13 protein-coding genes are annotated in these 13,331 nt (G+C 36.5%); 11 read left to right on the forward strand and 2 right to left on the reverse strand.

Going from position 1 to position 13,331, the window contains the following annotated elements:
* Positions 1–167: 167 nt before the first annotated feature.
* Positions 168–986: a formylglycine-generating enzyme family protein gene (locus VXN63_RS00185; RefSeq protein WP_442915289.1), complete on the forward strand. Its 819-nt coding sequence runs from the start codon at positions 168–170 to the stop codon at positions 984–986.
* A 47-nt stretch (positions 987–1,033) separates the two neighbouring features.
* On the opposite strand, the gene VXN63_RS00190 is transcribed toward VXN63_RS00185, so the two are convergent.
* Positions 1,034–1,369: a DUF6054 family protein gene (locus tag VXN63_RS00190; protein ID WP_327755959.1), complete on the reverse strand. Its 336-nt coding sequence runs from the start codon at positions 1,367–1,369 to the stop codon at positions 1,034–1,036.
* A 184-nt stretch (positions 1,370–1,553) separates the two neighbouring features.
* On the opposite strand from VXN63_RS00190, the gene VXN63_RS00195 reads away from it, so the two are divergent.
* The 9 genes from VXN63_RS00195 to VXN63_RS00235 all read left to right on the forward strand — a co-directional run bounded on the left by VXN63_RS00195 (position 1,554) and on the right by VXN63_RS00235 (position 10,971).
* The gene (locus tag VXN63_RS00195) at positions 1,554–2,255 is read left to right on the forward strand and encodes a GntR family transcriptional regulator (protein ID WP_327755960.1); all 702 of its coding nucleotides are present in this window, start codon (positions 1,554–1,556) and stop codon (positions 2,253–2,255) included.
* A gap of 87 nt (positions 2,256–2,342) precedes the next feature.
* Complete coding sequence (locus VXN63_RS00200) at positions 2,343–3,638, forward strand: PTS sugar transporter subunit IIC (protein WP_327755961.1); 1,296 nt, start codon at positions 2,343–2,345, stop codon at positions 3,636–3,638.
* A 298-nt stretch (positions 3,639–3,936) separates the two neighbouring features.
* Positions 3,937–5,022, forward strand: a complete 1,086-nt coding sequence (locus tag VXN63_RS00205) for a DUF871 domain-containing protein (protein ID WP_327755962.1) — start codon at positions 3,937–3,939, stop codon at positions 5,020–5,022.
* Positions 5,023–5,031: 9 nt separating this feature from the next.
* Positions 5,032–6,141 (forward strand): amidohydrolase/deacetylase family metallohydrolase, encoded by a 1,110-nt coding sequence (locus VXN63_RS00210; RefSeq protein ID WP_327755963.1) that lies wholly within the window; start codon positions 5,032–5,034, stop codon positions 6,139–6,141.
* A 2-nt stretch (positions 6,142–6,143) separates the two neighbouring features.
* Positions 6,144–7,241 (forward strand): DgaE family pyridoxal phosphate-dependent ammonia lyase, encoded by a 1,098-nt coding sequence (locus tag VXN63_RS00215; RefSeq protein WP_327755964.1) that lies wholly within the window; start codon positions 6,144–6,146, stop codon positions 7,239–7,241.
* 17 nt (positions 7,242–7,258) lie between these two features.
* Positions 7,259–8,014 (forward strand): 2-dehydro-3-deoxy-phosphogluconate aldolase, encoded by a 756-nt coding sequence (gene dagF / locus VXN63_RS00220; RefSeq protein WP_327755965.1) that lies wholly within the window; start codon positions 7,259–7,261, stop codon positions 8,012–8,014.
* 10 nt (positions 8,015–8,024) lie between these two features.
* Positions 8,025–9,014, forward strand: coding sequence for a sugar kinase (locus VXN63_RS00225; protein WP_327755966.1), 990 nt, complete (start codon positions 8,025–8,027; stop codon positions 9,012–9,014).
* A gap of 153 nt (positions 9,015–9,167) precedes the next feature.
* The gene (locus VXN63_RS00230) at positions 9,168–9,842 is read left to right on the forward strand and encodes a hypothetical protein (protein ID WP_327755967.1); all 675 of its coding nucleotides are present in this window, start codon (positions 9,168–9,170) and stop codon (positions 9,840–9,842) included.
* 235 nt (positions 9,843–10,077) lie between these two features.
* The gene (locus VXN63_RS00235) at positions 10,078–10,971 is read left to right on the forward strand and encodes a DUF7916 family protein (protein ID WP_327755968.1); all 894 of its coding nucleotides are present in this window, start codon (positions 10,078–10,080) and stop codon (positions 10,969–10,971) included.
* A 48-nt stretch (positions 10,972–11,019) separates the two neighbouring features.
* Here VXN63_RS00235 and VXN63_RS00240 read toward each other — a convergent pair whose 3' ends face one another.
* Entirely contained in the window at positions 11,020–11,253 is a 234-nt protein-coding gene (locus VXN63_RS00240; RefSeq protein WP_327755969.1) for a hypothetical protein, read from the reverse strand.
* 197 nt (positions 11,254–11,450) lie between these two features.
* On the opposite strand from VXN63_RS00240, the gene VXN63_RS00245 reads away from it, so the two are divergent.
* Complete coding sequence (locus tag VXN63_RS00245; protein WP_327755970.1) at positions 11,451–13,328, forward strand: beta-N-acetylhexosaminidase; 1,878 nt, start codon at positions 11,451–11,453, stop codon at positions 13,326–13,328.
* The last annotated feature ends 3 nt before the right edge of the window (positions 13,329–13,331 follow it).

A 13,331-nucleotide genomic window follows, 5' to 3' on the forward strand; every position in this document is an offset into this window, starting at 1 on the left:
AAAAAGAAAAAGTAACGGTAGTTGAAACAAATTTTGACAAAGTTGAGAGAGAACTTGGTAGTGGATGCTGTAATCCGAAAATAGACCTGGAATCACCAAAGAGTTTACTGGATGAAAAGCTCTATGAGGGCAAGGTTTATAAAAAGTCTGAAGCCAACTTACAAGATATGATTTATATTGAGAAGGGTCAATTTTTAATGGGTTCAGAGGATGCTGATATCAATATTGGAGACCGGGAAGATCCAGTGCGACTTGTTGAAATAGACGCCTTTTATATTGATCCTACTCCAGTAACGAATCAAGAGTTCCAAAAGTTTGTAGAACAGACTGGTTACCGAACAGAAGCAGAGCGTTACGGCTGGTCTTTTGTGTTTCATTTATTGTTTGAAGGAAAAAGAAAAGAAGTTAAAGGGACTCCGGCACAGACACCATGGTGGCTCGCAGTGGAAGGTGCAGATTGGGCTCACCCAGAAGGAGTTCATTCTTCTATTCAAGAACGATTAGATCATCCGGTTGTTCATGTATCTTGGAATGACGCGAATGCTTACTGCGAGTGGGCAGGTAAAAGATTGTTAACTGAAAAGGAATGGGAATTTGCTGCAAGAGGTGGCCTCGTTCAAAATAGATATCCTTGGGGAAATGAATTAACACCAGATGGAAAGCATATGTGCAATATCTGGCAAGGTGAATTTCCTTATACAAATACTCAAGATGATGGATATGTTGGAACCTCACCAGTTAAAGCTTTTCCTCCAAATGGTTTTGGTTTGTATAGCATTTCAGGAAATGTTTGGGAATGGGGAGCTGAGCATTTTGATTCTACATTAACTGGCCAAGCAGATGCGCCAAGAGTCACACGAGGAGGGTCGTATCTTTGTCATGACTCTTATTGCAACCGTTATAGAGTATCGGCAAGAACTTCTAATACGCCCGATAGTTCTTCAGGTAATACTGGATTTAGATGTGGAAAATCAGTCATAGCATAAATGAAGTCTACCACTCAATTTTTGAGTGGTAGACTTCATTTTTGTTTTTACCAGGTTTTATTTGTATCTTCGAGTGATTGCTTGAATTCCTCTAAAAACGCGCCTTCGCCCCAATTATTAATTTTGAGCACAATCGCTTGACTACCACCGGAAGGAATAGCAACGAGTTGGATCTTCCCTTCAAACGTCGTAATCATAACACTTAAGGATACTCTGCTTGAACCGACGATACTATAGCGCTCATAGACCATCATCGCACTTTGTTCGCCGAATCGGTAACCATCTTCGTAAATTGTGGTTGAACTAATATCTTGCGCCAACTCATGCACAACGCTAACAAAAGCATTAAAATTTCCAGTCGTTTCATATAAATATTTAACCATTGTTGATTCCTCTTTTCTTAAGATGTTGTCTATAAAATGAGTGTACTCGTTGTCTTAGGAAAAGGCATCATTCTTAAGACGTATCTTGTTATTAAGTGTACGATTTAAATAGAAGTATCTGATGGTTTGGTGTAGTCTTATGATATACTAAACAAAAGACACTACAGTAAAGGATCGAATATGTATGAAAAGAACAAAATTATTATATATAGAAATTGCGGAAACTTTACGCAAAAAGATTTTAAGTGGTGAGTATCCTGTAAGTTCATTGATACCTTCCGAAGTTGAGTTGGAACGCACATTTGATGTCAGTAAGATCACGATTCGTAAAGCAGTGGAACTACTTGTAGCTGACGGTTATTTAGAAAAAAGAAGTGGTAAAGGAACTACAGTCATTAGTGATCGGCTGTTCAATAATTTGTCCAAAGCTAGATCATTTTCTTCTATAGTAGAGGCAAGCGGGCAAACTTTAGAAAAGAAAATATTGGACATAAAAAAAGTTGAACTGACTCTTGAAAATGAAGAACTATACGACTACTTTGGTAATAAGGCTTACGAATTGACTCGCTTATATTATCTGAATAATCAAGCTTATATTTATTTCAAGCACTACCTTCCTGTTTTAGGGAATGAAGCACATTTAAAGACCCTTGAAAGTTCGCTTTATAAATGGCTGGATCAATTTGGAAAACAAGTTGAGAGGTTTGAAGATAGTTTTGCGGTTGAAAAAATAGACTTCGCCACACAGCAGTTACTAGAGACAGAAAATCAGTATATATTGAAAAGAATTAGAAGGACCCTTGCGAAGACAGGAGAAACGATTGAGTTATCATACGCTTTTTATGATACTGAAAAATATCCTTATAAAATAGATTATGACGTGTAGTTCAAAAATTTGAAGTATACGTTTACATTTAAACATTATAATGTTATATTGTTTGTGCAATCATTATATATTTATTAGGAGGATAACATGGACAAGTTAGTTGAGTTTTTGAACGACAAGATTTTACCTGTGGCTTCAATGATAAGTTCGCAAAGGCATATGGCAGCAATAAGGAAAGGAATTATTGCAACATTACCATTAACAATTATCGGATCATTTTTCACTATTCTATTAAATATACCGATCGAATCAATCGCGGCACTGGTAGAACCATTTAAAGCCGTCCTGGATATACCGTTTAGATTTACCGTCGGTATCTTATCGCTATATGCTACTTTTGGTATTGCATCTTCATTGGCAAGAAGTTACAAACTAGATGAAATGACGAGTGGTATATTAGCTGTTATGGGATTTCTTATGGCAACTGTAGTACCAATTCAAGTCGTTGATGGTGCAGAAGGCATCATTGATGCTGGACGTTATATGAGTGTCGGTTCTTTAAGTTCAGCATCTTTATTTGGTGCAATTGTAACCGCTATTATATCTGTTGAAATTTATAGATTTATGAAAGAAAAGAATTTCACAATTAAAATGCCGGACGGTGTACCACCTGAAGTAGCAAACTCTTTTATTGCTTTACTACCAACCGCCGTAATATTACTGTTCTTCTGGATTGTTCGCCACATATTTGGATTTGATATCAGTGGATTCCTAAGTGTTCTATTATTACCATTCAAAGATATACTAGCTGGAAATAGCCTGCTAGGTGGACTACTAACAGTCTTCTTGATTACATTTTTCTGGGTACTAGGAATTCATGGACCAGCGATTATGGGACCAGTTATTAGACCATTCTGGGATATTTCTATTGCTGAAAATATGACCGCTTTTCAAGAAGGTGCGGGTGTAAATGCCTTACCTAATATCTTTACAGAACAGTTTCTACAGTGGTTTGTATGGATTGGGGGCGCCGGTGGAACGTTGGCTCTCGTTGTACTATTTTTATTTTCAAAATCTAAATACTTGAAGAGTTTAGGAAGATTATCATTCTTACCTGGGTTATTCAATATCAATGAGCCTATCATATTCGGTGCACCAATCGTTATGAATCCAATTTTAGGGATTCCATTTATCGTAGCACCTTTAGTGACAACAACCCTTTCTTATATTCTAACGGTTACAGAAGTTGTTCCCATGATGATGGCACGATTGCCTTTCACAGTTTTATCTCCTATAGCCGCTTGGATCAGTACTAACTGGAGTGTTATGGCTGGATTACTCGTTATCATTAACTTCATCATTACGATTGCCATTTATTATCCGTTCTTTAAAGTATTTGAGAAACAACAACTATTAAAAGAACAAGAAGAAACTGAAGCTTAAAGGTTTAGTCATTTAGAAAGGAAGCGTATATGAGAATTGAAGAGTTGGCATTATATGTACTGGTTTTCATCTTAAGTCAGGTGGTTATTAAAAAGAATCAACGAATTCAAGAATTTTTACAGAAGAAAACACTTTTTGTAGTCTCTTGTTGTTTGCTGGGCTTAGTGTCCTTGTTAGCAATTGGTTCTTTATTACCATTTTTAGGTCTCATGATTCCCTTTGGAACGATTTTTATCTTCAGCTTAATTTACAAAAGATACTTTATCTTATTTGAACATAATGAAAAGAGGTTTATCTGATGAAAAGAAGACTGGGAATGTCGCTTTACCCGGATCACAGTGATTTCGAAAATGATAAAGCATATATAGATCTGACAAGTCAGTATCACTTCAAGCGTATATTTATGAGTATGCTTGAAGTTACCGAAGGAAAAGAAAAAGTAGCTCAAAAATTTAAAAAAACGATTGATTACGCAAAAAACAAAGGGTTTGAAATTGTTTTGGACATTGCACCCAATATTTTTCAAGATCTAAATATTTCCTATGATGATTTATCATTTTTCAATCAGCTTGGAGCTGACGGAATTCGTTTAGATGTTGGCTTTGATGGTAATAAGGAATCTATAATTTCATTTAATCCTTATGCACTGATGATTGAACTGAATATGAGTAATGACGTAGCTTATTTGAATAATATTTTGACATATGAGCCCAATAAGCCATTTTTATCAGGTTGTCATAATTTTTACCCACAAGAAGGAACGGCCTTACCTTACGATTTCTTCGTCAGTTGTAGTGAGCGATTCAGAAAAGAAGGATTGCGAACAGCTGCTTTCATTACTTCTCAAGTAGGCGAGATAGGGCCTTGGGACATCAATGATGGATTACCAACACTTGAAATGCATAGACATTTACCAGTAGAAATTCAGGCGAAGCATCTTTTCGCAACAGGTTTGGTAGACGATATCATCATCGGTAATGCCTATGCTTCGGAAGCAGAATTAAAAGCATTATCTAAAATTGATCCTTACAGAATTGAATTTGAAATCGATTTTGGATCAGATACGTCTGAAGATGAAAAGGCCATCGTGCTTGAAAATTTACACTATAGACGTGGTGATATTACGGAAAGAATGGTTCGGTCAACAGAAGTTAGAAAGTTGTATACGAATGAAAACCTTCCCCATGACAACGAGGAATCTTTTGTCAGAGGTGATGTGGTTATAGGAAATGCTTTATTTGGGAAGTACCAAAATGAGTTACAAATCGTTTTAGAACCGCACTCTGACATTCGTAAAAATAAAGTAGGGAAAATTTCGACTGACGAATTATTTCTATTAGAATATATCACTCCATGGAAAAAGTTCAGATTTGTTGAGAAATGAGTGGGTCATATGATGGATGTATTGATTATAAACGGAAAAACAGTCAATGATGAACCAGTAGAGATTGCGATAAAGGATGGTCAGATCATAGATGTTGCCTCTAAGTTAGAGTACGAAGCAACACAAACGATTAACTTAAACAAGCGGTCATATATATCGGCTGGATGGATAGATGCGCACACACACTGTTACGAGGATTTACCGCTCTATCATGATAGTCCTGATGAAATTGGATATACTAAAGGGGTTACGACTGTTGTAGATGCCGGCACTACTGGAGCAGAAAATATTGGTGATTTCTATCGAGCTAGTAAAGATAGTATCACCAATGTTAAAGCATTACTGAATATTTCTAAAACCGGTATCGTAAAACAAAGTGAGTTAGCGGATATGAATGATATTGATGAAAAACTTGTTCTAGAAAGTATTGAAAAATATGAGGACTTTATAGTCGGCTTTAAAGCTAGAATGAGTAAAACCGTTGTTGGAGAAAATGGTATTTTACCTTTAAAGTCAGCAAAATCTATTCAAAAGAAGTCCAAAAAGTTGCCTCTTATGGTGCATATTGGATCCGCGCCGCCATTATTAGAAGATATTCTTGAGTTGTTGGAAGATGGAGACATACTAACACATTGTTTTAATGGAAAAGAAAACAACATTATGGATAATCATCAGCGAATTAAGAGAAGTGTATGGGAAGCTTATAATAGAGGTGTGGTTTTTGATATTGGTCACGGCACGGATAGTTTTAATTTTGATGTGGCTGAGGTAGCTTTTAAGGAAGGTCTAACGCCTCATACGCTCAGTACTGATATATACCACCGAAACCGAGAAAATGGTCCGGTCGTTGATTTTTCGACAACAATCGAAAAATTAATTGTTGTAGGGTATTCTCTTCAAGAAATTATACCGATGATCACAACCAAACCAGCTGAAATGTATCATTTAAACAAAAAAGGCCATATAAAAGAACAGTTCGATGCGGATTTTACAATATTTAATGTCGAGAGCGAGACAAAAGTATTAACAGACTCTAACGGAAATACAAGAACTACAGATACAGTCATTAAACCAACGCATACGATTATTGACGGTTCAGTTTATACATTAGGAGGGTAACTTTGGATTATTACAAGAAATACAACCTTAAAAAGGTCATCAATGCTAGTGGAAAAATGAGTATTCTAGGCGTTTCCATCTATTCGGAAGAAACCACTTCTGCACAGGCCTTTGGATCAAAACATTTTTTTGAAATGAAACAGTTAGTTGAGCATACTGGTAACCATATAGCGAAACTTTTAGGTGTCGAGAGTGCTTATATTGTTTCCTCAGCGTCTGCTGGAATTGCGCAATCAGTAGCTGGAGTCATTGGAAAGGGTTCTAAAGCCCATGTTTATGATCCTTATAATCCAAGTCTGACCAATAGAGAAATCGTTATACCCAAAGGACATAACGTCGACTACGGGACACCTGTAGAAGTTATGGTTCAAATAGGTGGAGGGAAAGTCGTTGAAGCTGGATATGCCAATATGTGCAGTGTAGATCATATCGAAAATAAGATCACCGACCAGACAGCTGCGATTCTTTACGTTAAAAGCCATCATACTGTACAAAAAAGTATGCTTTCAATCACTGAAGCCGTTGAAGTTGCACATAAATATAATTTACCGTTAATAGTGGATGCAGCAGCTGAAGAGGATTTGAAAAAGTACTACGAGTTGGGTGCTGACATTACAATTTATAGTGGTGCAAAGGCGATTGAAGGCCCGAGTTCTGGGGTTGTCTTAGGAAAGTCCAATTGGATTGAAAAGATTAAAATGCAATCAGATGGTATTGGAAGAGCAATGAAGATTGGAAAAGAAAATATTCTTGGATTATCTGAAGCCATTGAAGCTTATTTAGTAAACGGGGCTGAAAGCGGAGAAGGTATGAAAAATAGATTAGATAGCTTTGTAAAAGAGCTCAATGAGCTAATAGGAATTCAAGCCAAGATCATACAAGACACTGCCGGTCGTGATATTTATAGAGCACAAATGACAGTGGATGGTAACCAGGGACTATCGGCCGCTCAACTCGTCGAAGAGTTGAAGCAAGGAGACCCAGCTATTTATACAAGAGATTACCAGAAGAATAATGGAATCGTCGAATTCGATGTAAGAGCCGTAAGTAGTGAAGATATGCAAGACATCATGGTTAGAATGAAAGCGTTGATGAAGTAAACGATAGGAGAATCAGTATGAAAAAAGAACCAAATTATTTAGGGAATCGACTGTCACTGAATGTACTAGCAAATTCTATTGAAAATGCAAAAGCATGCTACGAAGCTGCTGAAGGAAATATTCTTTTGGGTGTATTGTCAAAAGAATATGATACAGACGAAGCAGCAATCGAAGATATGAAAAAGTACATTGAAGCTACAGACAACGCACTTTCAATCGGACTTGGAGCGGGAGATCCTAATCAGAGCCAAATGGTTAGTAGACTTGCCGGAGGACTACAGCCACAACACGTCAATCAAGTGTTTACTGGGGTCGGGACGAGTAGAGGGAAGCTTGCACAAGATCAGACCATCGTGAATGGTCTTGTCTCTCCTACTGGTAAAGTCGGTTATGTGAATATCGCAACGGGTCCTTTAAGTAGTAAAAAGGCAAGTGTTGAAATCACGATTGAAGCAGCAATAACGCTATTAAAAGATATGGGTGGAAGCTCAATTAAATATTTTCCGATGAAAGGACTTACTCACAAAGAAGAATATAGAGCCGTAGCGAAAGCCTGTGCAGAAAATGATTTTCTACTTGAACCGACAGGTGGAATCGATTTAGAGAATTTTGGAGAGATCGTTGAGATAGCGCTAAGTGTAGGCGTAGAAAAAGTTATTCCTCATGTTTACAGTTCTATTATTGATCCTAGTTCAGGAAATACTAGACCTGAAGATGTAGCTAAGCTATATGATATAATGAAAAGACTGGTTGAGAAATACAAGAATCAATAGGAGGTCCATAATGAAGATAGTAGCTTTTGGAGAAGTTATGATGAGGCTAACACCACCAGAGTATAAATTACTTGAACAATCTAGCCAGTTAGATATGAGTTTTACGGGTACTGGGTTAAATATTCTAAGTGGTTTGTCTCATTTTGGATACTACACCAGCTTACTGACCAAACTACCAGATAATCACATTGGAAAAGTTGCTGCCGGTCAGATCAGAAAATTAGGCGTACAAGATGTTCATATTCAATATGGTGATCAGCACATGGGTGCTTATTTCTTGGAAATGGGCTATGGTGTTAGGCCTTCAGAAGTAACTTATATGGATCGTATCAATAGTGCATTTGGCAAAAGTACACTATCAGATTACGACATTGAAAAAATAGTAGATGAATATGATATTATTCATATTTGTGGTATCACCCTTTCTTTATCTAAAAGTGTAAAAGAGGTGGCTATAAGGTTGGCTCAAGTCGGTAAGGAAAAAGGAAAGATGATTTGTTTCGATTTCAATTATCGACCAAGTTTAAATAAAGCACTAGATAAAGAAGAAATAAAAGAGGCGTACAAAAAAATCCTTCCTTATTGTTCCATAGTCATCGGTGGTGAACGAGACTTAGTAGAATTATTGGACTACCCTGTAGATCTCTTCCAAAATCTAGCACTTCAATTTGTAAAAGATTTTAATTTGGACTATTTTGCTGGAACAAAAAGAGGAAACAACGATCAAGGTCAAACGATAGCCGGTTTTATGGCTCATAAAGAAAATTATGTTATGACCAGAGAACACTCGCTCAACGTATATGATCGAATTGGCACAGGAGATGCATTCGTCACTGGACTATTAACAGGTATAATTGAACGATGGTCTAATGAGAAACTAATTGACTTTGCTATTGCAAGTTCAGTCTTGGCGCATACGATGTTTGGTGACAGTTTTATTATTGACAAATCAATGGTAGATAGTTATCTAGAAGGAAACCGTATGAATGTCATTAGATAATAAAGTAGTTCAGAAACTTGCGCATCGTTAATCACGAGCGCAAGTTTTTTTGGAGTCATTTTAGATACTGGTTCTTATATTTATAAAGTATACTATTGAAAACAAATAATTATTATAAAAAACAGTTAACGATAAATGAGAGAGGGGAAAATAGTGAAACGTTGGAAATGGATGATGTCAACAGTCGTATTATTAGGTTTGTTAGTAGGATGTTCTGAAAGTGATAATGAAGAATCAAGCCAAGTAGAAGTGAACGCAGTGGAAGAAACAGATACAGAAACAACCGAATCAGGTTCCGAAACGGATGAAACAGATTTAGAAGGGACAGATACTACTGAAACTGATGATTCGGTCACTGACACGAACGAAATGGATGAAGAAACTGGAGAAAGCGTTACAGGGGAATTAGTACTTTCAAGACCTTACGAAGAAGCCAACGCAACCGCCGAAAGCAATCCATTAGTACAGTTAGCAGAAGACTTCCTTGCCTCAAATCCGAACGTCGGTGAAGAAGGGCTGTTAAATGTCATTTATACTGGAAATTGGTACGAAGAAGAAGATCAGTTGAATGGTGTATTTTTATTGACGAACCGAACAGGAATGGTTATCAACGACATGGATTTCCGATTCAGCTGGGCATACGAAGGACAACCAGTAGTTGAAAATCAAGTCATCAATTACAGAGAATCTGACATGAACACTTTACCTGAAAATGCCTCTATTCTTTTGCTGATACCAGTGGGTCCTGAAAAAGAAGAAATCGTTAAGTCAATGAGCGAGTCAGAAAATCTTTATCTATCGATTAGCCATATTGAAGTGTTGAATTAATTAAGTATAATTTCTATGGATTTATCCCTCCTGTTTCTTTGAAGTAGGAGGGATTTTTATCAAAAACGTTATTTAAGAAATTTACGAAATAATAGAAAAAACTAATTGGACTGATGAAATACGAAAAAGACCCTACATGTGTATCCTTATTTCAACTATGTATCATTACATTTCTTCATACAAATACTTCAAAAAAGTGTAAAGTAAACGTATACAGAAATTAGGAGGGCATAGAATGGTCAAAAGATTATTGAACTGTTATGCAAGTGATTTTAAGAGCATGTCTAGTAGTGATCTGAAACAATCAATCAAAGCGAGTGAAGGAAGAACGATTTTATCAGAGAATGTAGTTACTACTACTGTTTCTGGAGGATTAACGAATAGTGAAGTTGCGAGAGCTTTCGGAGCGGACTTAATTCTACTGAATGTATTAGATTTATTCGATCCTCAAATTAATGGACTAGATGAAACAGTTGAACCTATTAAGAGGATAAACAAGTTAACGGGACGTCCTATCGGTGTCAATTTAGAACCGGTAGATACTGGAGCGAATATGTCAGAAGACGTGTTGACAATCTCAAAAGGAAGAAAAGCGCTTAAAGAAACGTTTGAAAAAGCAAATGAAATGGGTTTCGATTTTATTTGCTTGACGGGAAATCCTGGTACAGGAGTCAGTAATAAAGAAATTATAGCGGCGGTGAAATTAGCAAAGAAGATTTTCAATGGCCTTATTATTGCAGGGAAGATGCATGGTGCAGGTGTAACTGAATCCGTTATTGATCTTGAAGCAATAGAGCAATTTGCGAAGAATGGAGCGGATATTATCTTGTTGCCAGCTGTAGGTACAGTACCTGGAGTATCTTTAATAGAAGTTAAAGAAGCTGTTAAGCATGCCAAGCAATTTGATGTATTGACTATGTCAGCTATTGGAACAAGCCAAGAAAGTGCAGATCCAGCTACGATTAGAGAAATTTCTTTACAGAATAAGATGGCGGGAGTAGATATTCAGCATATTGGTGATGCAGGCTATGGTGGAGTAGTCCCTTATCAAAATCTTTTAGAAATGTCTCGAACGATTCGAGGAGACAGGCATACGATTGCTAGAATAGCAGGATCAAACGAACGGTAAAAATACAAAGTAAAGGGCAGAAACTCTTAATGAGCTCTGCCCTTTTGCTTATTCTTCAATTTTGTCTAAATCAAATGGTTCGAAATCTTCTGGAATCACTTCTTTATCCGATTCTTTCACCTGATTGCTTTGATCATCTGCATAAGCAGCATGATCATCATCCTTACCCTTATTTTTCGTTAAGTCACTAATACTTCTTCCATCAGCAAATCTTTCTGACTGATTTACCGGATCACTATTTAGTGCACCTGGCTGACCTGTGTTTCCTGGTTGATTGTCCATATAGATACTCCTTTCTTATTTTATTTATCATACCACGAAAATGTATACGCTTACTATTTCGAGCAATATGTAAGTCTGCACTAAAGATTACACATTGTTAGTTGAAGGCTGTCGTGGTAATCTCAATTTATTAGAACTGATTGTACAACGAAAATGTAAGCGATTTAAAAATGGCGCCAAAAAATAGGAGGTAAATCATGATTCAGTTAAATTTACAAGGTGATTTAAATGGGTTAGAAAAGGGACTTGAAATTTTAAAAAAAGAGCTTGAAATTACAATTGATTCTCAAGGGATACCAATACAGGTAGTACAGAACAAAGAAACCAATATAATCGATCATACTTTTAAGAACGAAGAAGGCAAAATCACTTATACTACAACTAACAACTTTTTTAGACAATTAAACAAATGGATAATCGCCTATCATATGGGGAAAGATTTCGATACTAAGGAAATTGCCTATTTTGACAAAACTGGGGCTATGATTGATTCTTCTAGAAATGCCGTCATGAATATAAAAGGAATCAAAGAGTTTTTGAGGAAAATGGCTAAAATGGGACTTAATCAAGCAATGCTTTATACAGAAGATACTTATGAAGTAGAGGGACTTCCTTATTTTGGTTATCTCCGAGGAAAATACAGCCAAGAAGAATTGAAAGAACTGGATCAATATGCCTCTGCTTTAGGGATAGAAATGGTTCCTTGTATTCAAACGCTTGGACACTTGTTCCAAGTACTTCAATATGGAACCCACCGCAATATACAAGATACCTCGGATGTTTTGCTAGTCGGGGAACCAGATACTTATACTTTTCTTGAAAAAATAATTGAGGCGGCTACTGCGCCATTTCAATCGAATAAAATTCATATAGGAATGGATGAAGCGTTTGGAGTAGGTACAGGTAGATATAAACAATTGAATGGGATTAAAAATACATTCGAAATTATGAATGAACATGTTCAAAAAGTGGTTGAAATCACTAACAAACTTGCGTTAGAGCCCATGATGTGGAGCGACATGTACTTCAGAACTGGATCAAAGACTGGAGACTATTACGATTTAAAAAGTGTCGTACCTAAGGAGATAGTTGAACACATTCCCGAAGTTGATATGGTTTTTTGGGATTATTATCATGAAGATCCTCAGGCTTACAAAAAACTTTTATCGAATCATTTAGAAATGAATAAAAAAGTAATTTTTGCTGGTGGAGTATGGACTTGGAATGGTATTTCTCCAAATTATGGTAAATCGATTGAAACCACAAAAGTAGCACTCGAAGCTTGTAAAGAACTTGGGGTAAAAGAAGTATTTGCAACCATGTGGGGAGATGATGGCGGTGAAACACCAACTATGGCTGCCTTACCTGGTCTCCAAGTATTCGCGCATCTGTCTTATAATGAAAAGTTAGATAAAGATATGTTGAACGAAGAAAGTATTTTTAATACTGGACTTTCTTTCGATCAGTTTTTACTTTTAAATGAACTTGATGAAACACCAGGGGTTATGAAGAATAATCTTAGTATATCAGCTGGATCCAAGATACTGTTATGGCAGGATCCTTTACTTGGTAAATTTGATAAAGCTATTGAAAATATTGCGTTAAACACACACTATAGAAACCTTGCGGAAAAACTTTCTGCGTTACCTAAAGACCATCAATATATAGAGCTTTTTGACTTTTACACTCAGTTATCTCAAGTACTATCAACCAGAGCAGAATTTGGTCTACAGATCAAGTCAGCCTATGATCGAAATGATATCAAAAAATTAAACGAATTATACATGATCGCTGAAAACCTTGTGTTAGAACTTGAAGGATTAAGAAAAGCGCATAGGAAAGTCTGGATGCTATACAACAAGCCATTTGGATGGGAAGTTTTGGATATCAGATATGGTGGAATTAGAGCTAGGATGCAGACAACAGCTGATCGATTACAAGACTATTTGAAAGGTACGCTTTCTATAATAGAAGAATTAGAAGAAGATAAGCTGTTACTTTCTTCTGATGAAGGCATGATTGGTAGAGGACTATACAAAGATATTGCAAGTACCGGTAAATTATCAGGTGTTTAAGAA

Source organism: Marinilactibacillus sp. XAAS-LB27 (genome assembly GCF_036039175.1).
In the GTDB taxonomy this organism is placed as follows: domain Bacteria; phylum Bacillota; class Bacilli; order Lactobacillales; family Carnobacteriaceae_A; genus Marinilactibacillus.

Coding starts and splice junctions, on each gene's coding strand:
- VXN63_RS00190 (WP_327755959.1), bottom strand. CDS start 1,369: ATGGTTAAATATTTATATGAAACGACTGGAAATTTTAATGCTTTTGTT.
- VXN63_RS00185 (WP_442915289.1), top strand. CDS start 168: ATGATTTATATTGAGAAGGGTCAATTTTTAATGGGTTCAGAGGATGCT.
- dagF (WP_327755965.1), top strand. CDS start 7,259: ATGAAAAAAGAACCAAATTATTTAGGGAATCGACTGTCACTGAATGTA.
- VXN63_RS00225 (WP_327755966.1), top strand. CDS start 8,025: ATGAAGATAGTAGCTTTTGGAGAAGTTATGATGAGGCTAACACCACCA.
- VXN63_RS00210 (WP_327755963.1), top strand. CDS start 5,032: ATGATGGATGTATTGATTATAAACGGAAAAACAGTCAATGATGAACCA.
- VXN63_RS00205 (WP_327755962.1), top strand. CDS start 3,937: ATGAAAAGAAGACTGGGAATGTCGCTTTACCCGGATCACAGTGATTTC.
- VXN63_RS00245 (WP_327755970.1), top strand. CDS start 11,451: ATGATTCAGTTAAATTTACAAGGTGATTTAAATGGGTTAGAAAAGGGA.
- VXN63_RS00200 (WP_327755961.1), top strand. CDS start 2,343: ATGGACAAGTTAGTTGAGTTTTTGAACGACAAGATTTTACCTGTGGCT.
- VXN63_RS00240 (WP_327755969.1), bottom strand. CDS start 11,253: ATGGACAATCAACCAGGAAACACAGGTCAGCCAGGTGCACTAAATAGT.
- VXN63_RS00195 (WP_327755960.1), top strand. CDS start 1,554: ATGAAAAGAACAAAATTATTATATATAGAAATTGCGGAAACTTTACGC.
- VXN63_RS00235 (WP_327755968.1), top strand. CDS start 10,078: ATGGTCAAAAGATTATTGAACTGTTATGCAAGTGATTTTAAGAGCATG.